Annotated in this window: 17 protein-coding genes; all 17 read right to left on the bottom strand. The window is 43.3% G+C overall.

Annotated elements, in window-relative coordinates; all coding sequences use genetic code 11:
- Positions 1-3,417 (bottom strand): hypothetical protein (locus ACFVU8_RS14660; protein WP_387428116.1); only part of this gene is annotated, 3,417 nt, incomplete at its 3' end.
- A gap of 28 nt (positions 3,418-3,445) precedes the next feature.
- A complete protein-coding gene (locus ACFVU8_RS14665; protein WP_387428760.1) occupies positions 3,446-5,263 on the bottom strand; it encodes a hypothetical protein in 1,818 nt (605 codons plus the stop codon).
- A gap of 67 nt (positions 5,264-5,330) precedes the next feature.
- Positions 5,331-6,659 (bottom strand): hypothetical protein, encoded by a 1,329-nt coding sequence (locus ACFVU8_RS14670; protein WP_387428118.1) that lies wholly within the window; start codon positions 6,657-6,659, stop codon positions 5,331-5,333.
- Between the two features lie 187 nt (positions 6,660-6,846).
- Positions 6,847-9,510, bottom strand: coding sequence for a PKD domain-containing protein (locus ACFVU8_RS14675; RefSeq protein ID WP_387428120.1), 2,664 nt, complete (start codon positions 9,508-9,510; stop codon positions 6,847-6,849).
- Between the two features lie 14 nt (positions 9,511-9,524).
- Positions 9,525-9,911: a Low copy number virion structural protein gene (locus ACFVU8_RS14680; protein WP_066373793.1), complete on the bottom strand. Its 387-nt coding sequence runs from the start codon at positions 9,909-9,911 to the stop codon at positions 9,525-9,527.
- Positions 9,912-9,914: 3 nt separating this feature from the next.
- The gene (locus ACFVU8_RS14685; RefSeq protein ID WP_387428122.1) at positions 9,915-10,169 is read right to left on the bottom strand and encodes a hypothetical protein; all 255 of its coding nucleotides are present in this window, start codon (positions 10,167-10,169) and stop codon (positions 9,915-9,917) included.
- A 248-nt stretch (positions 10,170-10,417) separates the two neighbouring features.
- The gene (locus tag ACFVU8_RS14690; protein ID WP_387428123.1) at positions 10,418-13,936 is read right to left on the bottom strand and encodes a peptidoglycan DD-metalloendopeptidase family protein; all 3,519 of its coding nucleotides are present in this window, start codon (positions 13,934-13,936) and stop codon (positions 10,418-10,420) included.
- A 14-nt stretch (positions 13,937-13,950) separates the two neighbouring features.
- Complete coding sequence (locus ACFVU8_RS14695) at positions 13,951-14,994, bottom strand: hypothetical protein (protein ID WP_387428124.1); 1,044 nt, start codon at positions 14,992-14,994, stop codon at positions 13,951-13,953.
- A 1-nt stretch (position 14,995) separates the two neighbouring features.
- Positions 14,996-15,616: an S-layer homology domain-containing protein gene (locus ACFVU8_RS14700; RefSeq protein WP_387428126.1), complete on the bottom strand. Its 621-nt coding sequence runs from the start codon at positions 15,614-15,616 to the stop codon at positions 14,996-14,998.
- A 60-nt stretch (positions 15,617-15,676) separates the two neighbouring features.
- Positions 15,677-20,875: a hypothetical protein gene (locus ACFVU8_RS14705; protein WP_387428127.1), complete on the bottom strand. Its 5,199-nt coding sequence runs from the start codon at positions 20,873-20,875 to the stop codon at positions 15,677-15,679.
- A gap of 65 nt (positions 20,876-20,940) precedes the next feature.
- Entirely contained in the window at positions 20,941-21,165 is a 225-nt protein-coding gene (locus tag ACFVU8_RS14710) for a hypothetical protein (protein ID WP_387428129.1), read from the bottom strand.
- A 101-nt stretch (positions 21,166-21,266) separates the two neighbouring features.
- Positions 21,267-21,725: a DNA polymerase III subunit gamma/tau gene (locus ACFVU8_RS14715; protein ID WP_387428130.1), complete on the bottom strand. Its 459-nt coding sequence runs from the start codon at positions 21,723-21,725 to the stop codon at positions 21,267-21,269.
- A gap of 162 nt (positions 21,726-21,887) precedes the next feature.
- Positions 21,888-22,940 carry a hypothetical protein gene (locus tag ACFVU8_RS14720; RefSeq protein WP_066373773.1) on the bottom strand — a complete coding sequence of 351 codons (1,053 nt, stop codon included), beginning with the start codon at positions 22,938-22,940 and terminating at the stop codon, positions 21,888-21,890.
- Between the two features lie 695 nt (positions 22,941-23,635).
- The gene (locus ACFVU8_RS14725) at positions 23,636-24,022 is read right to left on the bottom strand and encodes a hypothetical protein (RefSeq protein ID WP_387428131.1); all 387 of its coding nucleotides are present in this window, start codon (positions 24,020-24,022) and stop codon (positions 23,636-23,638) included.
- A gap of 396 nt (positions 24,023-24,418) precedes the next feature.
- Positions 24,419-25,165 carry a hypothetical protein gene (locus tag ACFVU8_RS14730; protein WP_387428132.1) on the bottom strand — a complete coding sequence of 249 codons (747 nt, stop codon included), beginning with the start codon at positions 25,163-25,165 and terminating at the stop codon, positions 24,419-24,421.
- A gap of 47 nt (positions 25,166-25,212) precedes the next feature.
- A complete protein-coding gene (locus tag ACFVU8_RS14735; RefSeq protein ID WP_175406453.1) occupies positions 25,213-25,365 on the bottom strand; it encodes a hypothetical protein in 153 nt (50 codons plus the stop codon).
- Positions 25,366-26,099: 734 nt separating this feature from the next.
- Positions 26,100-26,336: a hypothetical protein gene (locus tag ACFVU8_RS14740; protein ID WP_387428133.1), complete on the bottom strand. Its 237-nt coding sequence runs from the start codon at positions 26,334-26,336 to the stop codon at positions 26,100-26,102.
- Between the last annotated feature and the right edge of the window lie 16 nt (positions 26,337-26,352).

The raw sequence follows: 26,352 nt of genomic DNA on the forward strand, positions 1-26,352 counted from the left end.
TAGCTCTGGAAGTACGCCCTCCTTGCTTGATTCGCTAGTAGCACCTTCTAGCTCAGCTATAACAGCATCTCTACTTACGCTATGGTTAGCTCTCTCTAGCTCTGGAAGTACGCCCTCCTTGCTTGATTCGCTAGTAGCACCTTCTAGCTCAGCTATAACAGCATCTCTACTTACGCTATGGTTAGCTCTCTCCAGTTCCGGAAACACACCATCTCTGCTTGATTCAGCAGTTGCACTTTCTAGCTCAGCTATAACAGCATCTCTACTTACGCTATGGTTAGCTCTCTCCAGTTCCGGAAGCACACCATCTCTGCTTGATTCAGTAGTTGCACTTTCTAGCTCAGGTAGCACACCCTCACTACTTGAACCGCTAGCTGCAGTTACTGTCCGGTCAGTTGTTCCTTCACTGTTTGATAACTTCTCTCCTGCAGATGATTTCTGAATAACCCCTTCCATACCACGTTGCATATTGGCTAATGTCGTTCCTGTTTCGTACCCCTCAAATGATCTATCAGCTTTGGCAGTTACAATCTCCTCAGGAGAATTACCACCTCTTTCGACCTGTATATCTGCCATTTCAATCTCATGAGTCATTCCGTCTGCTTCACTTTCCATATCAATTAGAGCAAATTTTTGCGGTCTAGTTCCTGACATTCCAGCTACATTATCAGCTTCTATTAAGTCATGTGACTGTCCGATTCTATTGTTTGCTCCCAAAATAGCATGACTCATTTCCTCTATATCCATAGGTCTACTAAAGTCGTAGAACTGTGCGTCAGTGAATTCCTCCGTGACACTCTCTCTGTAGTCAACGTACATACCACCTAAAGCTGTCTCCTGAGGCTGTAATATATCTGCCCCCTCGGATCTGCTCGCCAAACTAGATTCCTGATTAATACCTAGCGTGGTAACCCCTGCTCCTGCCATTTTTATCTGCTCAATAACCGCTGAAGTCCGTAAGGGAAGATCAGCCATAAGGAATTCTCCAGATATACTATCTTGCAGAATTTTAGTCATTCCTGCTTCGATGTAATCAACTGCTTTAGAGCCATACATTATCTCCAACAAGCGTACAGCTTTGAGTATTTCAGGAGACTCAGTAATAACTGATTTCATTTGGTCGATAGCTGTAAAACTCTGAACCTCTGATTCCACTTGCTCTGTTGCAAGAAACTCAGTAAATTCTTCCACTTCAGAATCATGGCATGTGGTCAGATTCTTTGCTTCTATAATCAGATCAATTAAAGGCTGACCGCCCACGTATACTTCAGAGTTTGTGATAATCTGTATGTCAGCCCCATCCCCATTAATTAAAGTAGCGCCCACGACATGTTCCACCTCAGCATCATAATCCCTGAGTGGGGTAGCTATAGTAGTTCTCTCCACCTCACCATCCATCATGTCGGCTGTATTCCTAGCACTTGTGAGCCTTACTTCTCCTGCTTCCTTAGTAATATGGGTTGACCATTCGATATCGCTTACTTTTGCTTCATATGCGATCTGAGCTGTACTGAAGTAGTCTACTGTTAAACCGTTTTTGGTTAAGCTTGCTTCAGTATCCTTAAATTCTAAGTAAGAATCATAGTCCATTTCTACCTTAGCCCACTCAATGAAATCAACCCTACCAATCTCACCACTAAAGCTGTCTGTTTCTGTATATGCAGTAAAATGAGCATCCTGTCTTGTATCTACCTGTCCTCTACTAAACGTAAGATCCGCATAGGAACTGCTATCTGCTTGTTCAATGGTCTCCAAGATACCAAATTGTGTGGTGTCGTAAGCCATCGTCTCGTCCACTGATGATAGGGTACGGTGACTACCCTCAGCTAAGGTCTTAGAATGGATTGCACCGTTCTTCCCCTTAACCTCCACACTAACTAATTCATTCGATTGAGAACTATTCTCATATGTATCTACAGCAGTTAAGTTGATAGGTTGGGAGTCTATACGGATATCGTAATAAATTACTTCATCTAATAGAGCATCTCTCCTATTCTCTACATTAGTCAAAGTACCGTCTACCTTCCCATCGTAAATGGGTTGCTGCAGTTCTGCCATTTCCGTACCTTGTAAAGTTATATTAATTATTGTATCTGAATGTATGTAGTCTTGTGATACAGCCAGCAGTACAATCTCAGATTCAATAAGGATTTCGTTATCAATTTCCATGTAGTTTTCTACCGTGGTCTCTTGGCTTAAATAGGCAGAAGTGCTTACCAATGACTCTGCTTTTATATAATCAGCCAGATCACTACTTTCAAAGTAGCCTTCCAGGCTACCTCCCTGGGTCTGTTCAATAGTAGCATCATTTACGGTATCTACAATTTTCGTATCTTCCATGCACGCCAAGACGGATGTATCCACCGACACTAGCCTATGAACATCAACTTCAAATCCTGCAGAAGTGCTTTCTACCATTTGATGATTATTGGAATTGTATACCATATCGATCATCGCTTCTGTTAAGCCGCCTACCGATGCCTCTTTAGTTACCTCTACCCTCTCAGCACTGATGGTTATATGATTACTAACATGGAATTGAGTATCCGCCAACACACCCCTAGTTACGGACGAGTCCTTCACAGAAAGACCGGCATTTTCAATACGCTCATAGGAAGAATTTTTGACGATCTCAGCATAACGATTGCTGATTTCTTCAGAATCCTTGATCACAACAGAACCGATTGAATTGTGCTCTATGATACTGTCACTAATTTTAGAGTTGAGGTCCGCCTGACTGAGCAGTGAAATCTCACCTTCAAGTAGCTGGCGTAAGATACTTGAGAGAATTGCTCGCCCTTCTTCTGCATCCAACTTGAACTCGAAAAACTCAGGGATTTCTATGATAGTGCCGGTCTTATTTCCTGCAGCATGTTCAAGTTTGTTGGAAGTACCTGTGTTGCTTGATAAAGACATCGTGACTCTATTATCCTCTGCAATCACAATGTTAACGTCATATAATGCACCGATCTCTGTGTCATCAATGACCCCGTTATCCGCTGTCTCCCGCCCTGATTCCATAGGGGTTAACCCAACGTCAATTGTGTTATCTAATCTACGACCTGTTCTCTGCCAATCAGTCCTAGACATTACCACAGCGTCCCCACTAAAGTACCTATGGATGTCGGACAAATAGGATACGATGGACGCTATCGCCGTATCGATCCCAACCCCCTCATACTCTGTCACGTTATCAGCGTTCGTAAGCTTCCCGAATAATCCCGTGGCTGAGTGAGGAACTTTATTAGCGCCTTTCATGGTGTCCTCGATCAAAGTCTTGTACGTAGAATTAACGGGGGCGGTCAGGTGATACCAGTTGTTTGAGTTTATTATCTGCTCTACACCAAATGTAACTTCATAGCCCTTTTTAGAAAAAAGGGCGGTGAAGCTGATTAGGTAAGATTTCTTACCATTCATCACTCACCGCCACCTCCCTTATTTATGTTTATGCGTTTTTCTTCAGAGTCTCTTTCAAAATACCTAGCCCAATTGGAGCGAATGGGGACATGTTAGCTAGTGTGAACGGGCTGACCGGAGTATCTGCAAGAGTGTAGCGGTAAAGTTGCTTGTACTCGTAAGTAGCAAGAACTTCTTTGCCGAAAGCAGGTGTTTTCCCCTCTAGGAATTTGATCGTCTTCAACTCAGCATCTATGACGTAGTCTGTTCCTAGAACAAGGGTTTCACAGTCAATGATCACGTCCAGTTTATAAGGCGTACCGTCATCCTTCAAGGAAGGGGAATGAGCCAGATGGAAAACTGAATTCACTCCGTCACCTTTACCCAAATCCTCATGATCAGCCGTTTCAATGACTTCCAATTCATCCAACTGAGAGATGTTCTTCGGATGAACCGCATAACACTCATCCAGCTTCCCTACAAAACCATCGTTAGGGTGAACAATATACATTGGGGAGATATGGTATTTACCGCTATATACCGATGGATTAAATCTGGATTCTCCTGCATCAACGTCCTTATCGTGAGTAATGAATGCCAGATAGTGCTCCTGGTAATACGTACCACCGATTGATTGTTGAAGCTGTACGCCACGGTTACCATTAGATGTGTGTACGCCGTAATCCACGTAAACAGCACCTAGCTTCATGTCCTTCTTCCACTTAATCTCATCTGCTTCACGGCAACCGGAGATAATCACGTTGTTCTTACGTGGTGATTTACCTAGTGTGGTTAGCCGGCCGATGTACAACGGTGCAAAGTATGTGTTCTCTGCGCCAGGAGTTGGGTCAGGCCGGAAAAACATCGCGATGCGGTCTTTGGTAATGTTGCCCCAATAGTACATCGTGCTATCTCTCTGCCATCCTCTATCAAAATTCTGTAATGGCGTGAAGGACAGTGCTGTAGGCAACGATGGGTAGATGTAGTAGATTGCCGAGTACACTGAGTTTAGCAAATCCGAACCCTTATCAGGGTCGAAGTTCTTAACCTTGATATCACCGTAGTTCAATGTCTGCGTTCCTGTTGCATTTAGAATCCTGATATAAGAAGCATGTAATTCTGCTCCCGCATCCGGTGCAGTTTTAAAGGTTACAGTATTAGTAGTATAATCAACAGTGTAAGAAGTTGCGTCAACCTCCACCTGATTTTTATATACACGTACCGTATCTTCCTTAATTGTAGTAGAAGTCGGAATTGGGAAGACTTTCTTGCTTCCATCTCCATCAGGGAGGATAGATTCAGGGTCACCAATTACTACTGTGCCGTTAATGCCCTGTACGATCCTCTCGCCCCGGACGTCATCAAAAGTGAAAAAGTACATTCGCTTCACTGGCTGTGGTGCAATAGGGGATGGTGAGTAGTTAGAGTTGACTCTATCTGTCGCCAATGGGGCTTCCGCAAAGGTGATTGTCCCATTTACTTCATCCAGAACATAATCCGAACTTGATACTACTAAGCCATTCTTGTAAACGATGACGGAATCCTTAAGTATTGGGAAAACCTTATACTGGTACTTGGTGTTCAGTTTAGTATCCTTAACCAGTTCTCCAAGAACAGAGTTCTGTGAGATGAACTCTTGTTCACCCAAGGCAGGGCTTGTTTTTTTACCATAACCGTACACCATGCCGAAGTTTCGCATTTGGTTATCAGAACCTAGTGACCGGAACAAACGTACATCAGCGAACTTTAATCCGTCTACCGACACTGCACGGTATTTAACAAATGTATCCCAACCCTTGGAGTTTAGCAAAGTCTCAAAGTCTTGTGGGAATAATTGAATCGTAGAATCTCCATCAAACCAACTCACCATACATCACCTCTTGTTTAGAATTGCCCCACCACGTTTAACAGCAGGGCTTGTTTTGTTTAATGCTTCACTCAGGTGTAGGGGTTATCTCCACACCTTCATCATCGACCGTATTGTAGTACAGTCCAATACCCGCAGGTCTGTACTGTGTGCCTGGCTTTTTGGTTAGTGGGGACACCCCTTCAACCAAGAAATAACGGAAAACATCGAACTCGTCCGGGCAATGTTCTTTCTTGACTCTAAGCTTGTTGGCATTAAAGGAAAGAGCCGACAATGCGATAGTATCTTTCAATGCGCCTCGTACACCTTCTTCGGGATGAATTACGTACAGTTTGGAGGTGTGTACCTTCTGACTGTATCTCGATGGGTTGAAAGAATACTTGTAAAGCGGGTTCTCAGCGTTGTTCCAAGCCCGCGGGTAGTCTTTCTTTCCATCTACCGAAGAACGGGTTGGTGTGATATCGTTAGCAGGTGCGTTCCAAGACAAGTAGTATGCTTGGTACCGAGCACCGAGTTTACCACGGCTGACCATGATATTATCCAATCCATTGGCAGGATACTTAGGATAAGTTTTCATCAAAGGCATGATATTCTGCTGACGAGTTGCGGTGTTGTCAAAATCATACTCAGCGATCGCCTTTAGTTGTGAATCGAGACTACCAGTACCCACTATAGGCACACTACCTGCAAACATTGCATAAGCGTTGTCACCTTCTTCTACCGCGTCCAATTTACCAAAATAAAAGGGGATGATCGGTACAAGGTTTCCTTCGGGTGCAGGTACGTTATCACACTGCATAATGAAGAATAAGCTTGTATCCGTTAGATGACCCTTAATAGAAATTTCAGAATCATGCCACCAGTTGGTGTTCTGAACCGGATAGTGGATACTTTCTTCGTAGTATTTCTCTAGTAGGTTAGTACGGAGTCCTGCTTGAATGATTGGGGATTGCATACGCCCACCCTCAGCCTTTACTACCGTAAATACTGAACTAGTTCCGCTCCCTACCCAAGCTGCTGCTTCTACTTCAATATCCAGCACCGCGCGTTTCAATTCATTCGCTGACGTGTTATTCCATGGCAAGCAGATGTCTTCGTTCGCAGGCTTCAGTCCACTTAACTGCTCTACCATGTATATATACAAGGTTTGAGGGGAACGGTACTTCCTAAACTCATTAGTCGCCCATTGAGAGAACACTGCAAGTGTCGCTTTATTAGGGTTCGCGTTTCCCCCATCTGGAGACTTGCCACTTGACCTCAGTTGGCCCAGGTTCTGTTCCCAATTACCTAGAATTGCCACGCCGAACATCTTATTCTCTTTGTTGGCGTAGATAAAATGCTCTGCCACATAAATAGAGATATTGTTTTGGTCATTACCTATATAGGTAGATCTCATAATACTAGCGTCAAACGTTACTTTTTTAAAATTTGCAACTACCTTCCATCCCGCTGTTGCCAGCAGATCCCCCAACCTTGGTTGTATATCTGCTTCAGTTACCCGTGGAGTAAATGTTGCGCGAGTCGTGTCGATAAATGGCATTTATATTGCACCCCTTCACTTATTTTCTTTTGGTAGCCCCGTACTACACAGGGCAATTAACCAAATACTTCCAACTGCTATTTGAACCGGAAGACGAAGTCATAACTACCTTTATCTGCGTTACACCACCTACAGGACTGTAGTCAAATCTAAGTGATCCTGTACCTGATACTTCCATGTTGGTGCTTGCGAGTAGTTGGTTCTGATAGTAAATATCCATCCTATCTGCTATACCATACATGTCATACGTGACAACTACATTGCCGCTCCTACTTCCCATCTCATGCTCTTTCTCTGTACGAGCGCCGCCGCCCGTATCATTGGTCTTACCACACTGCAATGTGTTTGCTGGAGGGGGTGGAGGTGGGGGTGGAGGTGGTACTGGCTTGGCTTTAACTAACACACTTGCTGTTGCTGTCCCTCTCTGACCCACTTCATTCCATACCGTAAAGATTATCGTGTAGGTACCCGCATGATTGAAGGTGTAGATTGCGTTATCAACCGAATAGCTTCCTTTATTTACACTACTTGCTGTCTCCCACCTAAAATTAGTGCTAGGAGAGTGCTTGCTATACAGGGATGTAAACCTAATTGATCCACCTTCCTCTATTACCGAGTAATCAGGGTCAATCTGTGCGACCAGTGCAGGTGGTGCTGGAGGTAATGGCGGAATTTCTGGTAGTGTGTACCCTGCTTTAAGGATCCCTAGTCCCGCAGGTCTGAAAGCCGTCGCGGGTCTTTTGGTTAGCGGCGAGATTCCTTCGACCAAGTAGTACGAGTATACTTCGTACTTGTTTTCTTCATCGCAGTGGTCTTTTACCGCCTTTAGCTCGTCACCATTCATTATAGTTAAGGGAGATACCAAAATAACGTTTCGCAGTGTTCCAAACGTACCATCTTCAGGGTGAACAAGCAGGGCCCTGGATGAATGTGCCTTATCACTATACCTAGATGGATTAAATTGATACTTGTATTGCGGATTTGTATAGTTATTCCATGCCCTTGGGTGTTTCTGTCCCTTGCTATTCTCTCTAGCAGGCGGCATGATATTCGAAGGTACATTCCAAGATAAGTAATGAGCCTGATATCTTGCACCATACTTGGTGCGCTTTACCATAACGGAGTCTACTCCGTTGCTAGGGTAGCTTGGGTATTCTTTCATGATAGGCATAGTAATCTCTTGCTTGATGCTTACGTTATCATAGTCCAAATTAGCAGACTGCTTCATTACAGTATCCACTGCTGCGCCCTCTTTATTGTACGCCGTTCCTGAGAACAGAACTGAAGGTGCATCTCCTGTGGATTTGTTTGTGTTTATGGTAACCTCTAGCCACATCCTAGCCGCTACTGGTTTGTACCCATGAACACCACTGCCGCTGAGCGCTTCAATGGTTACGGAGTTCTTGCCCTCTATGCCAGTAATATCAAACGTACCCATAAACTGCGCATCATGCTTGTTATCAGTAGGTTCAATATCATATTTTGTATTGAATCTGCCAATCTCTTCACCCGCTATGCTCAAGGTAACCGACTCGTCTCCAAAACCACCGTCAGTGTCACCCATAAGCCAAACCTTCACATTGGAACCGTGGTTCACCATTGGCTTATTAGAAATGATGGTTGATGTTTTCTTGGTCACCCCTTGGAAGTCAAACGTAATTTCCCTATTTGACACCTCTTCAGGCGTACCGCCTATTTCAATGTCACCCATATAAAGTGGAATAGCGGGTACAGCGTTGCTATCCCATACAGGAGCAGTGTCCGCAAGGATTATAAGCATTAGTGACTTGCCATCTACGAAACCCTTGACAAACACTTTACTATCGTCCCACCAGTTCGTGTACTTCACGTCCATGAAATTCAGCTTATCCATGTGTTCAAGTTGCGGTATTCTCGTCCGGGCAGTTACAATTGGAGATTGGTACATCTGAGGGAACTTATCCGTTACCTTGAATTGGAGGGCATTTGCGTTATCGTCAAGCCCCCACATGCTCGTCTGTACTTCGACGTCCAATGCAAGCCTCTTTAGTTCAGCATCCTTATCCCAACCCACAATCATCTTCCCATTTCCGATGTATTTCTCAAGTTGGTAAAAATACAAGGTGTGTCTCTCATAAAGAGCATCATCTGCAGCCTTTTGGATAGCCCATGAGAAAATACCCATGTCTTGAGGGGTTAGCTGTGTACCAAAGTCAGCCGCTTTGTCATAAATAGCAAATGGTACTTTGCAGCCCGTTCTGCCTATCTGCTCGTTGACGTGTGCAAGCATTGACATACCGAAGAGATTACCGGATGAATTTCGCAGGATATGGTGCTTTGCTACGTAGAAATCAAAAGAGTCTGTAGGTTGTACTGCACTGTAATAGACTGCAAGTTTCCCCGACACACCTTGCTCAAATGTAAGAGTTGTAGTTTCATCAGGGTTGTTAGTAACAGAGTAATAAGAAGTTGGGCACTCTTCTCCGTTAAGGTAGACATAGTAGTCATCGTTCATAATCTTAGGTAGGTCTATCTCCGGTTTTGACAGTGGTAGGAATGCCCTCTTGATTGTGGGCTTGGTCAACTTATTAGAATATGAGACCTTAGTAAATTCATCTAACTTAGTCCAACCATTGTTCTCACATATACCTGCAATACCATCTAGTAAGTGTTCTTCATTTATCATGGTATCTATCCATGGGGTTGGTTGATAAGAAGTATCTGCCATTTTTCACCTTCTTTCTACTTTAGCGTTTGGTAATTTACCCAAGCAACCTTAGGCTTGCCGCCCTCATTAAAGAACTCAAAATGTAGTTGGGTCCCTTTTTTGCACGGTATAATTGCTGTAAGGTACATTCCCTCTGGCAAGTCTTTCGTGTAAATATTCTTGCAGACTAATTGCTCACCTACGTATAGGTTCCAGTAGTCCCTTGCTTCGTAATTGGACACACCTACCGCAATGGAGAGCAATTCGCAATCCTCTTCGAGAGTCAACTTGTGTTCTGCCTTACCTGCAGACTTAGACTCCATCATGATTCCCTCAATGTACGGATTAGTTTTGGTAGGCATGAAAGGCGGGTCAAGCCTACCTCCGACCAAATAGCTCGCAAAGTTTGCCCCATTAGACATCTACTACACCGCCTTTATATATTCGAGCTCCAGATTCTTAAATAATCCGTTCTCCCTAATAATAGTCCCTCTAACTGTACTGAAAGATGCGATATCTGTTTCCTCTTCTAACTCCGTTGTAATTACGGAAGGATACGTCAACTCTATCAGAAACCCGGATACGATCAGATTATCGTCACGTTGTAGTGTCAGGATTTCAATCGTTCCGTTGTCATAGGTGTACACCACGGACGTTACGAGTGTTGTAAATCCTTCCATCTCTCTCCTGACTTCCACATTAATGACGTTAGGCTCTGTTGGACTCTCTATGATAGTTAGGTCATCGCCACCCGTATATATCCCTGACTTCTTCATCTCTCTGCGAATCAAGTCAAGTATGGGATAAATTTCATTTGAGTTTACAAAATTTCTATTATCTACAGTATCCACCTCACCTTCTACAGCATTATAAGAAAGAGCAGAGAACAATTAGCGTCTTAGACGTAAGTGCTCTCTGCTCTTATAGGTTATCCTGCTTCGGAAAGGGATTGCCAAGTAAGCTCAAGGTAGTTAAGAATACCATCGGCATTACCTACCAGCCTGTTTCCTTTAACCAAGAAGTAGTCGGCAGTAAAAGTCTTGGCATCATATACGTAAACAGAGTCAAGAATCTCAATCAACGGATTTCCTTTGACTACTACGTTTTTGGTTCTCGCCTGGCGCTTATAATCGAAGAAAATCTTGTTGGCTACTTCCTCTTTCAGCCCACGCATTGAAGAACCATCCACTTCTTCAATCCAGTCTAATTGAGCTCCAGCGGTACGGATATTACCTTTTGTAGCAACTATCAACGACCTGTCGAAGAAGTGCTCCACAATACCTGCTGTTCCTGAAATCATTAAATGGTTTCTCACACGAGAGTAGTCAGTAGAAGATGATACATCCATCAGATTCTCTCCGTCGATGAACTCCCACTTCATTCCAGAGACCATTGCCCAATCCGGTGCTTCCAAAAAGTTCATTTTCTCCATTCTGAACGTACCGTACCTGTCGCAGTAAATTCGGTACGGTAAATCTTGAATTAATGAATGCAATGCGTCTGAAGCATTCGTGCCCAATGGAAATGTGACATTTGCTACGAATGGATTCTGCCAACCTCCGACTTCCATGATATCCTTTTGGCTCACCGCTTCAAGTTCACCTGTCTTGGGATTAAACTTCATAAAAGTATTCTTCCCTTTATTTACATCCGTGTAGACCGTATCTTCAATTACATAGTCAGGGCTTGCCAGATCCTCGGCATGTACTTTCCAACTGGTAAATCCAGATGCTACCACAATATCTTCTACGATACTTGACTTAATCCAAGCAAATGCTCCGCCGTCTCCTGCGTACGCTTCTTCTGGCGGGTACTGCATGGGCTTATAGAAGACAAACTCCTCAAGCATATCAAACCTGTCCACACAGCTAAAAGTGATAGTCTTCTCCGCAGAATTTTCTACAATCTCCCCCTTAATCATGCCAGTGAAGACACGGACGACTTCTTCGCCGTATCCAGCGTATATCCTAATGGGAGTGTACTCGCTAACTACGTGACGTAGTTCTCCTTCCTCATAATAGCTCAGTGGAGACTTGTCTGTTCTAAATGCGTCAGGGAACTCCGGTTTACGCTCCCAAGACGGAGAGTAAATACCAGATGAGTTATTCAGCGTAATTTTAGCGGTACTGATGGCACTGTCGAGGTGAGTATTCACTTCCCAATTCATTACGTCCGCTTCAATGGTGTACATTTCTTCATAAACAAAATCTCCTACCTCATACCACTTCTCCTTGTACGTATCACCAATGGCTGTTGCAAACTGTTCTATAGCATAATCGTTAGACGCATATCTGACGCTATCGAGGTAGATCGTCCCAGCTGTTACGGAAAAGAGAATTCTGCTTTGATAGGGGTAATCGAATGCCGCTCCGCGGATTCCAGTGTTCACCCAGGTATCATTCAAATTCACATAAACATCAATGTCAGTTCTATCGTGACAAACTACTGTATATTCAATGAAATCTTTGGTAGTGTCCAGCGTGTACGTGCCACCGCCCACAGTATAGATTTGGTTATCCTTGATGTTCAGGAGAAATCCCTTAGTACCATCACCGATGACGAGTTTTCCGCTTGTACCCGCTACAGTTTTCAATTTGAAGTTTACGGTAAATGGAAAAGCCTTAATCTTGCCAAGACGTTCAATACCTGCTTCACCGCCGCTAGTAGATATTGCCTGATAGTCACCTTTATCCTTCTGTACAACCGTTCCGTAGGGTGTCCAGTTGTTAGCACTATTCATGCTATCTTCAAAATCCCACAGGGTCTTGGTCTCCACGGTCTGTACATCAAATTCCTTAGCTTTAAGCCACAAAATACCGAACTTGCCCCTTGATGCCTTTGAAGAATTTGCAAACGTAATCTCAACAATATTGTGACCCTTCGGCATGGGTATGGATGGTGGATAAGCAACTCCATTCTTGGCATTGATTCCGTTGATTCGCACCACTTCGTAATCATTCACTTTGACAATTACCACATCATCCATCTCCAGATCTGCGAAGTATGCCCAGCTAAGGTTTCCAGGCTTAAACCAATCATGCTCAAATACCAAGGTCTTGGCCTTTCCTGCTCCACTAGTCCCATTAAATCCGAGAACGTTCATGTGCTTTCCATCGTCAGTAACCATCATTTGAACAGATCCGTCAGTCTTGGTATACTTTTTAACATCTAAGGTTGTTTTCTTGGCGGAAAAATCCTTGAAGTAGGTCTGTGTTGCAGTAGTCTTATTGTACTGGTACGTGACGATTTCCTTTTCTAAACTCGTCTCTCCGATAGAAGTGGGACCAGGACTTCCTTTGCGCTTCTTCCCGTCCCCCCAAGACTTGACCTTAACTACCACAGGCTTTCTACCGAACTTGCGGGCATTCGCTTCTGTATCGTAAAGAATGTCTATTCGATTGCCTTTAATATCTCCGCCCGTATCGTCTGCGAGATATTCACCCCAACTCACGCCGTCAACAATGACTTCTACCACACTTTTCAATGGGATGATAGACGGATCAACGGCAATTATCTTCCAATTATTCCATTTACGAACGTCCGTGCCGCCCTTTGTGATTCCAATACAACCTTTACAAAAAGCAATATAAGCTGTAGCTTCCATATTGTATTCAGCATAGGAAGTGGAAGAATCCTCGATGGTTGTAGCATCCATAATCTCAGTATCTTTAATCATATGTGCAGCCGCTTTCGAAGCCGCCTGAATAGTCTTCTTGCCTCTAAGATAGGGCTCAGGATTCTGTGGAATATTATTAAGACGTACTTCAAAGTGCAAATGAGTACCGTCCCCTCCGCCACTGGATATGGAACGTCCGCTATTACCACCAAGACCAAGAAGCCCGCCTGCTTCGACCTTATCTCCTACGCTAACCTTAATTTTGTTAAGATGGGCATAGCGTGTCTCCCACCCATTCCCATGGTCAAGGTAAACGACTCTTCCATAACCGTTTTGTGTACTGGCTGTCCTAACTGTACCTGTCCAGACGGCGTAAACAGGGTCATTCATTGCAAGGTCAAGGTCAATCCCTTTGTGTCGCTTGCGGGAGCATCGCGGGTCAGTATCAATCCAGTCCGTGATTCGTATCCCGTTTACATGAAGTGCGTCGTTTTTGTTGCCACTCATAGTAGAGCTGTTTTTTATCGGCATAGAGAAGGAGACATTACGGAGTTCTGTTTTGGTCTCGATCGGTTTAGGATCAGGATTCTCTTCACCAGAGCCCTCTTTGTAGTCTGTAAGCTTTTCTGCTTTGTCGATGGACAAAAGATCGCTGACGGCACTGTCGTACACATATTGTACTGCGTCGTACTTTCTACGAAATCCCCGTACGTAAGAGGTTTTGTCCAACTCTACAATCACCTTCGGCTCATTTCCTAGCGCATTTACACGCTCCATGATGCCTTGCAATAATTGTTTTGAAGGGTAATTAACGTTAGATACATAAGCCACTACACCCACCCGCCTTATCTATATTTCTCTGTAATCCACTCGATGAATCTGCACAGATAAGTTACGGCTTCCGCTCTTGTAATACATGCTTCCGGTTCGAACTTATCATCTGAGTATAACGGGAACACATAGCAACCATCATGATATTTCTCATCTAGCAGGGTCAGCACGTCATTCTTGTACCAGCTCGCTTCGATATCTGCTCTGTCTACGATATACCGCTGCGGAGCGGCGTTATAGGCGAACCTGCGGTCTGTGTAACGATTGTGCAGATTTTCGTATAGGCGACTCATGAGTGCAAAGAAGTCTCCGCGGCGAATACGAACATCACCAAAGAACCTGTCGTTATAAGTGACCCGTCCCGATTCTACGATCACCGTCTCACTTGTACGTCGATTAACTCCTTTTATCTTAGCGTTGTAACCAATGACGGCAGGAAAACCGTTGTACATGTACGGTAGGTATACTTCCCCTTTATGGATTACGAACACATTCCTTTGGAAGCCTATGGCGTTTCTGATTACCACCCCTGGGTCGCTACCCGCACTAACATTGACAAACATCCTTTTAAGCTTCACACCTAGTACCGTACAAGATTCTGGGGGATTACTTAAACTGAATGTATATGTAGTCGCATTCTTCAAGGTCGCGTGTGGCATCCGGTAATTCCCCACTGCGTTATAAGGTGTATACATACACCCTATATTTTTCTTATCAGGGATACCGTAAGCTACGCATACTACCTCAATGCCCGCAGACATGGGATTAGACATGGTAACCTTACCATTTTCAATCTTTTCAGGAATAACCTCCACACCATTAACTATCACGAACATAGGGTTTTCCGCATGGTATTTGTAGTCAGGTACAAGAAAATCCTGTTGGCCATTTACGGTTACGAAGCGTTTAACCATACGTTCATAACCTGTCTTGAAGACGTTATAGGTCATCCCGCTCAGAACATCTGTATCACCTGTCCCGTCAGTCTTCAATCTTGTCATCTCAAGGGTATCGCGGTAGAACCAATCCAGCGGGTCAACGTCAATCCACCGTTTCATCTTAGAACCCCCTCATCAGTTTATCAACATATCTATAAGTCCGCATAAGTAATGTTACTGACTCTGCTCGTGTCGCAGCTTCATCTGGCCGGAAGTATAGAACTGAATCCCCGTCTGCATCCCAATTTGTTGCAACAATCCCTAGTTGTTGCATTTCATCAATGTACTGTCGTGCCCAGTGGTTATCAATGTCAATGAATTCAGTCATGTACTTGTATTCGAATTCCTGCTTGCGGACAAGCGACATTCCTATAGTCACGATATACTTGGACTCCATCTCAGCTGTCTTGATATCAGGCTCACCTGTCACGATACCAACGTAAATGGTCCCCTTCTCATCATAGTATTTATGCTGGGATCCAATGTACTGAAGCCAATCAGCATACTCTTTTTTAGAGTAAAACAGAAGGGTTAGTGAAGCACTGTAGTGGGATGTTCCACTCTGAATAAGCCCCGCTGAAGATGCTAGGGTTTGATTGACATGAGTCTTCAAAGCAGGTGTCGGAGGCTTATACTCCTTAATCAGCCGTGCTTTAACTTCAGTAAATTGCTTCCCGTTATCGTAAAATAGCTTTTTCTTGTATACAGAGTCCTCTGAGAAGAGGTTATTTTGTTGTGTCATGATCGTACCTCCCTAAAAAAGATAACTCCCTATCTCATTATAAGACAGGGAGCTAGATTACTAACTGCGGTAGTTGCGTGGATGCATAGCCTGTTGGCTACGAAGCCCCCCCACACGACCTACCGATAAACCTTGGCCGATAGACTGACCGACTTGACTCAATTGGCTGGCTGTCATACCGTTGGTTACGTTGGGAAGCGTGATGTTTACGGTTACGTCCCCATTACCTATGGTTGTGGTATTGTGCGTGCCGCCACGGGTAAGGTGCTCATAGCGTGTCATTGCACTTACCCCATCAGGCATGTTAAAAGTACCTGCAGTAGATTTCATCTCATCCAAGATTCCTAGTTGAGTCTGTAAAGACTGTTTCTGCAATTCGCGAATTTCTGCATTAATTTTGTTAGCCTCGTCCGCAGTAGCAGAAGGAAGCTGCTCTCTTTGCTTTCTAATCTCTTGAGAGATTTCAGACACTTCGGCTTTCGCGTTAGCTATGCGCTTATTTCTCAGAATCGAAGAAGAATCGTCAGGGTTTCCAGCCTTAAGCTTGAGAGCTAACAAATCATTCTCCCGGTTAGAGTTGTTCTCCTGAATCTTCGCTCTTCCGATACCGATAGAAGCAAGATTGTATTCCTTTATCCTTGCTTGCTCGCTAGCGATGCTGTTTTGAAGTTGTAGAACCTGCAGCTCTTGTTCAGTGGAGAGATCTCCCAAGGCTTCGATTGCCTTAAGGTTTTTCAGTTCAGTCTTCATAGAAGAGATTTTGTTCAAAGTAATCTTCTTCATGGTATCCAGATAGGCTTGCGACCCGTTGTCCATGTTATACGCGGCCGCCAGCTCCTTGGCCTGGGCTAAAAGGTCGATTTTCGATAAACTGTTGGTGACCTTCTTCACCTTGCTCTCGTAAGTTTCTTGACGGGTATTGAACTCTTCCTGTTTATTTTTAGCCTCGCCTTCCTTGGCTATCTTAGCCCGTTCTGCTGTAAGATCATCCACAGTTTGCTTAGCGTTGGCGTACTCTTGAGAACTTGGGTCAGCCTTAGCCATAATTTCTTTGGCGTTGGCAATATACTTATCAATGATGGCTAATTCATTATTCAAGACCTCATGCAAGGCAGCTGTCTGATTCTTACGCATTTGAATATACTCATCCGAGTCGGTTTTCATGCCGCCTAGTAAAGCATCGAGCGTAGCAATTTTGTTACTATCCTCCGTCTCCTGCATCTTGTTAGAAATGCGTTGGATTACAGTATTGGCATCAACGGAAGGATCCTTAGCTTCTCCTGACTTGTACTTCTTCTCGTAAGCCTCCTTGGCATTCCGTTCAATTCGCTCTTCTTCGGCTTTTTTAAGCTGAGCTTCCTCATATTGCTTGTTAGCAGCTTCCTGTCTCATTGCTTCGGTTTCCTTGGACTTTCCAGATTCCGTGTACCATTGGTTCACGGCTTCCTCCATCGTTAGTCCTTTAGTATCCTTTAACCAATTAGCAAAATCACCCATATTACCATTAAAACCATAATGACTCTGTATGCTTGATATATCATTATTCAGTTTAAAGTAGCCTACGTCATCTGCATTTCCACCAAAGAGTGAGCTAATGCCGTTTAAGGCACTACCAGCCATTCCTCTAGCTACTCCTCCGTAAAATGCAAGATTACTCAATCCTCCGTCTCCAGCTTCTTTTAGCATGTTCGCAAGATACTTATTATCCTTCTCTCTAGTATCGGCTTTAGAAAGTAATCTTTGGTCTTCGGTTAGTAACATACCTTCAGAAATTCCCTTAGCTGCTTGTCCTAAGGCTATTGCAGCGACCATCTGTAAGCCCATTTTAGCGATACCGCCCGCCAAGTTCTTGATCGAAGACAGTGCACCTCTACCTAAGTCTTGAATATCCTTAAAAAACTGCTTGAATCCATTTTTTAGAGATCCCGTACTGGACATTGCAGAATTCATTCCGCGAACTGCATGGGAAAGGCTTCCGTAGATTGGCGTTGCTTGACGCGCTGCTTGAGCGACCTGTCTTTGACTTTTTTCATAGTCTTTCATTGCACTGGATAGCTTCGCAAAACTATTAATAGGAGGTAATCCGTTACGTTGACGATCAACCAAATGGTTTTCGAAGCCTTGAAACTCACTTTGAGACATGCTGGACATTTTATCAGTCAGGGAAGAGTAACTTTGATAGCGATTCCTGAAATTGTTGAACTTTCCTTGGTTGGCTGTACTGTAGTTCAGCGTGTTAAGGAAGTGAGGATTAATTACGCTGGCCAACTCAGGCCTAGTGCTTAAACGGTTGTGATACTGCTTGGTGCGCTCAAATTTTTCAGTATCCGTAAGATCTTTGCGCTGTTCCCAATTCTTCGCTTCATCCATCGTTGTAAACAACGTTGGCAGGTCTTTAGCGACAATTCCCTTCTCTGTTAGATAGTTCTTAAAGTGGTCTTGCTGCTTCTCCGTCATCCCATTCAAGTCACGTACATAACGCTCAAGTAACGGGTCTTGCTGCATCGCGCCTATCTGCTTGCGACTCATGGTCTTGATGCTGTTGTGCACACTCAAATCATTGACTCTACTAAGGAATCCTGTACGTTGTTTTTCTCGCTCAACTTCAGGACCTACCTTGGCTGCTCCCCATTTTATTCCTTTAAGCATCATCATACCGATTAGTGCGCTGGACATTATGTCACCCAGTGATGCGAACAACTGAGCATTTTTAGCTACATTGTCAGCCATATTAATAAGAGCATAGGAGACTTTGTTGATGGCAGGTGTCATCTCTTGAATCAGTGAATCGAATGCTATAGTATAGCTTTGTTTAGCCCGGTTTGTATTTACCAAAGGGTTATTCAAAGAGGACTTAATCAGTTGGTCATACTGCTCTTTATCAGTGACACCGGATACCTTACCAAAGGTGTTCATGATTTCGTGCATGGTTGCCGCACCTTTTGATGACTGATAAGTACCAAATATCGTATCGTATGTGTTACGTTTGGTCAGGTCATTAGCCCCCGACAGCTTCTGGGCAAGTGACTTGAATAATTCGTTTGCCGGCACCAGTAGTTTAGCTCCGGACTCAGTCATTGAGGCCAATCCAAGATCTTGCAGCTTCTTCATCGCTTCAGGAGACTGCATTCTGTTGACTACAGCGGCATCGTCCTTACCATAGTAAGGGTCAGCCCCTGATGCATCCGGTTTATTTTTTGTGTTATCAGGCTGTAGTCTATTCAAGATACTGTTGTAAAAGTTTCCGATGTTTGCTCCTTCGAAGGCCTTTGTTTGCATGGACGTACCAGCCAAGACGATTGCTGTTTCAGGGTCAACATTGGAGTTAGACTTAGCAGAATCAGAACGCTTTGTGGCTTCAATCAGCTTTTCAACGCTTGCTTTAGTCATGGTGGATACAGCCGCAAGTGGCCGGGCAACCTTCTCTTCCATATCAGCCATTTCTAATCCAAACTGAGCCTGTATATTCTCAAGTCCATTGGCGATTTTGAGAGGATTACTTCCGGGGTCAACAGACTGAAGTTGAGAGGTTAATTGCACAAATTTCTTGATTTCAACAGGATCAGAAAGAAAATTAGAACCCATTCCACCGACCTTGTAAAGATCATAGTAATTATTTCCATATAAAATGGATTGTTGCCTGATAAATGTCTGAAGTTCGTTTACAGCATTCGCTACTCCTACCATATTGGGACTGGCCAAAGGATTACCATGAGAGTCCCTGTTATATTCATCCTTCCGCTTCAAGTTCTGGGTCATTTTAACCTGCTCGATTTGGACGTTCTTAAATATCTCCGCCCCTTGTTTCATTATCGCCGTGGGATCACGAACGATATTGCTTGGCACGATGCGTCGGATTGTATTGGTAACAGCATCAAACAATCCATTGCTACTGCTTGAATTAGGAGGAATTGAGCTCTCGTTGGACGTAGGTGTAGAAGCACTTGTATCCTTACTCTGCCCTCCATCAGCTTTAACGATTGTTTTTTGCCCTGTCAGAACAAGGTCGCCTGCGTTACGAATCTGAGCGTTACGGTTCAAGCCACCTGACCTTGACTGGACATCATTAATCTCTTGAATGATTGACTGCACCCGAACATCCACTTGCTCACGAATTTTCTTAATAAGTGCATTGTTGATACGATTAATCTGATTGACAAGATGAAGCTTTAGCTTAGGTTCAGGAGTGAATTCCACGCCATTGATAGACCTTACTACACCAGAAATTTCTTCGGTAATGCTACTTCTCATTTTCTTGTCAATGGACTTCGTCACTTTCTCAAGTTGATCCTTGAGTTCAGAGCCGCGCACCGAACCTATATCGACAGTGCCTAGTTTGTTCAACTGCTCTACGGAAGCATCCAGCTCCTGCGCAATGATACTTTTGAGCTTCATACTCAGGTCGTTAATGGGTATTTCCACCTTACCTGCAATCGCCCCATTGATACCTTCAACCGTTCTGTTTACATACTGTTTCAGGTTACTCTCTATTTCTTTGGGAATCCTTTTGATACTGGAATAAACATCTAAACCGCCCATTTCTGGAATATCCATATTAATTGCTTTTAGAAGCTTTTCTTTCACTTCCTTTACAACTTTACTTAAGTCTGCTTTAGTGATTTTCAGGTCACTTGCTTCAGCAATGTTAGGATTGGCAAGCTTATGAAGGACTTCACTCTTTATTTTGTTGACAAAAGCCATTACCGTCTCTTTACCTACAGTGATTTGTAAACCTTCCAAAGCTTCGGGTTTAATCAGATTAGCACTGTGACTTTGAATAGCATTGACAAGATTGCTAATTTGCAACTTGATGACTCCGGCTACTTCTTTGTTAATCTCATTAAAGCCTTCGGTACTCATGGGAAGTTTCTGACCACTTGCATAGTTAGGATCGATTTCGATATTCATGTTGCGAGCATACTTACGCAATTCTTGATTGATCTCATTCTCCACCTTACCGAGTACATCTCTAATAGTCTCGCGTTTGATGGTTAACCCCGCCGAACCCAGCTGCTGCATGACAATACCATTACCGGAAATAAGATTGTTGAGTTCATTGGTCAGAGATTGACGAAGATTTCCGCCAGACCCGCGTGAGACTTGTGTCTGCAAGCCAGAAAGTGAGGACTTCATTGCGTTAATACGTTGGTACATTTTCCCAAACCTAGCATCGAGAGTTTCCATTTCCTGCCCAAATCGAGTCATGTTATCTATGGACTTCTGAAATTCTAAAATCACATCTGACTGAATGTTGTTCACGATATCACCTGCCCTAATAAAATAAAACTCCTGCCCCTCCCTAGAAGGAAGCAGAGCAGGAGGGTCTACAATAACTGTGCGAGGAAATTCATGTCTTCCGCGTCAGCTACTTTATAACCATCCACGTATTTACCATCAGGTCCTTCCTCTTCTCCAGCAGGTTCGCCAGAAGAAATTCCTCCACCAAACAACCCGCCAAGCGACATAGTAGAAACCTTTATAGTAAACTGAATGTGTTCATTGCATTGTTCCAGATAGTAACCTAACTGAGGCAAGGTTAACTTCCACACGTCCTGCTTCTTCAAGTTGCAATAGTGTGCAAGTTTGAAGAAGATGTTTGCCCAATCGACAGGCGGCTTGCTGTCGAAGTCTTCTTCCTCTTCCTTAGTGGTTACATTGACTTTTTTAGCCCATTTATCCCAATCATGCTATCGATAATCTTCTTAGCCGTCTCCAGATCAACATACTCCTCGAGATGTTCGACTGTAATATGCTTGTAATAAGGCTTAAATGCCATCAGAAGTACATCGAGCAACTCTTCAAATCTATCTTCGCCATCTTCTGGAATTAAGTTGGCAATGATAATGCCCGATTCAATGGTATTGAGTTTCTTCATCAAAGTTCTTGCATCTTTCAAACCCAAAGGAGGAATATAATAAGTCTTTCCGTCACGTAAACGCACCTTTTCGTCTTCTTCAAAGAAGACCTTCTCACGAATATCGGCTTCCTCTTGTGTCAGTGGCTTCTTTTCTTCCTCTTCCACCTTCGAAGATTGCTCCTCAACTTGATTTGTAGTCCCTTTTGAAATGCCGTCTTCTGCTTTTGGGATAACCAGATCACGTTCACTCATTCAAATAGCCCCCTTTATTTTCTCCCCCAAGGTAACCAAGAAATCAAAGCAACTACATGGCGGGAGAAGTCCGTGCAGTCACCTCACTGAACATTCTAAGTATGTAGGCCTACACTCTAACACCTGGTATGTAAAAAAGACCCTCTTAAGAGGGTCTTTTTATTAGCAATCTTCGGCAGTGATAGAACCGACTTCGTAGCGCTTGATAGAACCAAGCTTACCGTCTGTGCGTTCAGGGTCAATAACGGTTAGTGTTACACTGTGCGTGGATGCTTGTTGACGTTGTGCATCCAGAGTGAAGTTAGACTTCACACGGCATTGGTACAGTTCGGTTTGGTAACCTTGGATAGTTCCATCCTTTTGCTCGAACTGACCGTCATGAACAACGTGTACAGTCAATGGCATGTCCTTAGACGTAATATCAAGGATATCAACCACTTCGTTCCGCTTGTAATTCACATAAATATCTACGTCTTTCAAGGCAGAGTTAAAGGAAAGTTTACCACCTGTTACAGTGTACTGCGATTCAGTAGGGACGCCAGTTGTCTTCTTAAGAAGCTTATTTCCCGCCAAAGTCCTTACGGAAATCTGAGGGTCAATGTTCAAAGATCCACCGTACACAAGATCAACAGTGAAAGCCGTTCCTACTTGCTTAACCGTATGCTTCTCTTCAAGTACCCACACGAAACCATCAGGATCTTGAGTTACCCCATCAAGTGCTACAGCATAAACGATAACCACAGTCTTACCTGCCAGGGACATATCGAATACCGCAGTTTTTCCTGATACAGTAGTGTCAACCGTTACATCTTCACCAGCCACTGTTCCTTTAAATACCTTAACAGCAGGGGATGCTAGTGCTGTTTGAGTCAGTGTAGCTTGGTAAGGCGAGGAAGATGGAACAAGGACAGTTTCGGTAACCATGCTATAAGCAGAACCGGAAACACCCTCACGAAGTTTAGAACCAAGTACGAGACGTACCAAGTTCAAATCGAATTTTGCCGATTCCGCAGTGATATCAATCGTTTTCTTACGGAGCAAAGTATCCAGCGCTACGCTAGTGTCGCCGCCTTCAATGTCTTGCATGTCCATCTGAATGTCCAGACGCATGTTGTTCAGTGTACCGATTGTGATTAGGTCATCACACTTCGGGATTTTAGCCATGAACTTACCTGCGCCTTTAATCAGCATTTTTTTATTTTTTGTAACTCCCATTTTAGAGACCTCCTTCAATTAGTTATCTATCCCAATAGTGAATCCTATTTGGGTGAAATACTTGTAAGTGTTTGTTAGGTCAGTGTCATCTTCAGCACTTGTGACATATTTCCCCTTCAACACACTTTCTTACTTCAGCCCCAACATGAACTTGTCGTCCAAGTGTTGAGTATTCTGGTCAGCTATGTTACTAGCCAATTCAACGTCATCCTGAGTGTAGATATCGAAGTCTACAATGAACCTGTACTCAAGGTAATTCACCCCTCTGTGCCCCGGATTTTTGTAGAAAGATTTCAAGGGTAAGTTGTGCTGAACTAATCCCTATGGCTTCTTCCTCTTCTGAATCTTGGTAGCTGAGTCTTCCAGAGCAGATTCATCCGTCAACCCTAGCATAACTATAATCTCAGGGTTTTCACGAAGGGTGGTGTGAATGTGCGCATATACATCAGAGACATTTATCTCCTCATGCTGCATCACATCCTCTTCGTAAATCAATATAAGCTGAAAGGGGTACGCTCTTAACCGCACTACGTACAGCTTCCTTGAACATTGATAGACTCGCTGTTATGGCTTCGCTTAACCAGTAAGAAGATTTAATTTCTGTCCATACGTCTCCCTTTTATTGGATAGAGCTGCCGCCTACGACATGAAGTAGCCACCATCAATGCCGAAGTTATTCTGTTTCGGTTCCCGCTCTACTTGATTTCAATAATTGAAGCAACAGGTTGACTTGCTGAGATCAAAAACAGTTGTTGTGCCTTAAATGCCCGTTGCTCCTTGTAAAGCAATCGCTGTGATTCATTGCCCACTCGAACGTCATTTTTGTCACTAACGTAGATATCACCAAAGCCCAGATTGTCTACAATTAGAGTTACATCTTCATTACTAGCGTTGTAAATAAGTTGACCGAAGATTGACAGTTGTTGAGTGAACTCTTCCACTACATCACCTTCTATATCCTCTGCTTTGAGACTCTCTATCGTCTGCTTAGGTTTTTTGTACACTTCAGGAACTTCTACAACCTCAGTTTTTTTTTCATCGAGGGCCGTCTTCTTGGCCACCGTCAATTTCTTACCTGCCATTTTGCATTTCTCCCCTTAGCGGTATTTTTAAATATCAACATGCTCGAAGTTTACCTTCTCAAGTTAGGAAGAATAATCTTAGTCCAGTTTGCCCTCACACAACCTACCTTCCACGTATTCACTTTATGGAAATCGATTCTGTTCTGTACGTACATTATAAGTTATTCAATAAACACTCTAACAAAGCCCTGTACATAGTCCGATGCTACCTGCAGGATTGCTCCTAATGTTATTCTTTTATCTTTTATCTTTTATCTTTTATCTTTTATCTTTTATCTTTTATCTTTTATCTTTTATCTCTTATCTCTTATCTTTTGAATGTATCTTTTTACTATATAGAGTGTAAATTTTACATGTCAGGTATAACCTTTCCCCTGGTCATCATTGGAGCACTAATCACTCCACTTTCTTCATTTTGGAGATGAACTCAACAACTGAGTCAAGTGAGAGGAGTTGTTCAGAAATCTTCTCAGGTTCGTAACCTAATTCACGAATGCGGTCAATATCAATATCACAAGTAAAAAAGAAATTTTTACTGTCTACAGTTAGGGAAACCGTCTTCTTCATCTGCTCGAGCTTCTCTTTCCAACCATAAAAGCAAGCACGGCAATGTGGGGCGTAGTCATCATGCTCACGTAATTGAACATTCCCATCCTTCTGTTCACCCATAAATTTGCTAATTCTAGCTTCTTCACCACACTGGACACAGGGAGTACGTAACTTGTGAACTTCATCTGCATGCGCTAAAATATCACCTATGTTTTCATAAGTCACATTGTCAGATGTTACGTCCAGACCGAAAACATAAACTTCTATTCCGGACATGGCCAATCCCTCGAGTGTCTTATATGGCTCGAAATCCTCAAAGAACTGGATCTCGTCTACTAAGATTGCCTGTAAGCATTCTTCTTCAGCTATCCTTGGTATTTCATCTAGGAAATCAACAGAGATGGCAGGAGCTTTTCTTCCATCCCTAGCGCATACAAAATCAGCCTCCTCAACCTCATGAGACATAAACGGCTTAAATACAGCCACACGAAGCCCATCACTTTTTATTTCTTCATATAAATTAATAAGCTTCTTCGTTTTACCACTACCCTTGGTGCCAACACTAACTACAACCCTGCCTACATTTTCATCCATTGCTTCATCCCCCTGTGTACCTTTCTTACGGATAGACAAATCAGTCATTAAGATTCAACGCTCTCCAAACGTAACTCCAATCGTTCTATCATGTAGTCAAATACAGCAGACATTTTTCCTTCAAAGTATTTATCTGCAATGCTTTGAAGGTACTCTTTAGTTTCAGGAGTAGCTCTCAAGTAAAGCCTTTCACTCTTCATAACACTCCTCTTTTCTTCATGCACGGTCTGCAGCCTGTGATTGTCTGTGGTAATACTTGCATACGTTGATTATCACTTTCTAAATCTTCTGGATTTACTAAGTGCCCGAAACGGTTCATGACCTTTCCAGTAACCTCACCAATACAATGAAGGCAAAGCAGGGGGTCTCCCTCAATTCCTTCTGCTAAAAAATTCTCCCTTGCTTTGTCTGTCACATACCTGAACTCACATTTGATGCACTTTACGTACTCGCTCATTATCGAACCCACTCCACTTCAATCTCCTTGTTTGACTTTCTCCATGATCATTTTGAAAGTGCCGCTGATCCCTCGTGTTTACCCCTCTAAACCAAGCAATTTTCTTCTCAACTCTTCTTTTTTCTTGTCTTGCGCACACGGGCGGCATTCGTATATTCCTGAGTATCTATCTAATAGTTCTTGATATGGGACATTAAGAGTCTCCGATAAACAGTGGATGCACAGGCCGCCAGTAGATTCATATACTTTGGCTAACACCTTAGCCTGTTGCGTAATGAACCGGCTACATTTACATTTCAAAACAAACCACCTCTGCACCAATATAAGTAGCGATGTGAACCGAATAACTTTTTGTACGCACCTACCGCAACTATCTGAGGGGATAGATTGACTACTGAGAGAGTAAGGGGCAACCGAAAAGTTAATGATGCGCCCCTGTGGACATACTACCTGGACAAAAAGAAAAGCCCTAAAGATTTACAGGGCAAGTTCTCTAAGTAGAGTATAAAGTTCGGAAATGTCCTCACAGATTACTGATACTGGCTTCTCAATGTCTACAAAACTTACCCATTCGACTACAAAGCCATCATCAATGTTTTCTGCAAAGTGCTTGTCAATCATTGCTATGCCTTTATCGAACTTGAAAGCCAACCCCATAAAGAAAGTATCCCTACCATAATTTTTATCAATCAGTTCAAATAACTTATCTAACATCTCAACATCCCCTTGG

The sequence above is a fragment of the Paenibacillus sp. NPDC058177 genome (assembly GCF_042883835.1).
In the GTDB taxonomy this organism is placed as follows: Bacteria; Bacillota; Bacilli; order Paenibacillales; family Paenibacillaceae; genus Paenibacillus_AQ; species Paenibacillus_AQ agri.

What these genes read in the sequence shown, in the direction of transcription:
- ACFVU8_RS14670 (WP_387428118.1), bottom strand. Translation starts at nt 6,659, where the DNA reads ATGAGATCTACCTATATAGGTAATGACCAAAACAATATCTCTATTTAT.
- ACFVU8_RS14675 (WP_387428120.1), bottom strand. Translation starts at nt 9,510, where the DNA reads ATGGCAGATACTTCTTATCAACCAACCCCATGGATAGATACCATGATA.
- ACFVU8_RS14680 (WP_066373793.1), bottom strand. Translation starts at nt 9,911, where the DNA reads ATGTCTAATGGGGCAAACTTTGCGAGCTATTTGGTCGGAGGTAGGCTT.
- ACFVU8_RS14685 (WP_387428122.1), bottom strand. Translation starts at nt 10,169, where the DNA reads ATGGAAGGATTTACAACACTCGTAACGTCCGTGGTGTACACCTATGAC.
- ACFVU8_RS14695 (WP_387428124.1), bottom strand. Translation starts at nt 14,994, where the DNA reads ATGAAACGGTGGATTGACGTTGACCCGCTGGATTGGTTCTACCGCGAT.
- ACFVU8_RS14700 (WP_387428126.1), bottom strand. Translation starts at nt 15,616, where the DNA reads ATGACACAACAAAATAACCTCTTCTCAGAGGACTCTGTATACAAGAAA.
- ACFVU8_RS14715 (WP_387428130.1), bottom strand. Translation starts at nt 21,725, where the DNA reads ATGAGTGAACGTGATCTGGTTATCCCAAAAGCAGAAGACGGCATTTCA.
- ACFVU8_RS14720 (WP_066373773.1), bottom strand. Translation starts at nt 22,940, where the DNA reads ATGGGAGTTACAAAAAATAAAAAAATGCTGATTAAAGGCGCAGGTAAG.
- ACFVU8_RS14725 (WP_387428131.1), bottom strand. Translation starts at nt 24,022, where the DNA reads ATGGCAGGTAAGAAATTGACGGTGGCCAAGAAGACGGCCCTCGATGAA.
- ACFVU8_RS14730 (WP_387428132.1), bottom strand. Translation starts at nt 25,165, where the DNA reads ATGGATGAAAATGTAGGCAGGGTTGTAGTTAGTGTTGGCACCAAGGGT.
- ACFVU8_RS14735 (WP_175406453.1), bottom strand. Translation starts at nt 25,365, where the DNA reads ATGAAGAGTGAAAGGCTTTACTTGAGAGCTACTCCTGAAACTAAAGAG.
- ACFVU8_RS14740 (WP_387428133.1), bottom strand. Translation starts at nt 26,336, where the DNA reads ATGTTAGATAAGTTATTTGAACTGATTGATAAAAATTATGGTAGGGAT.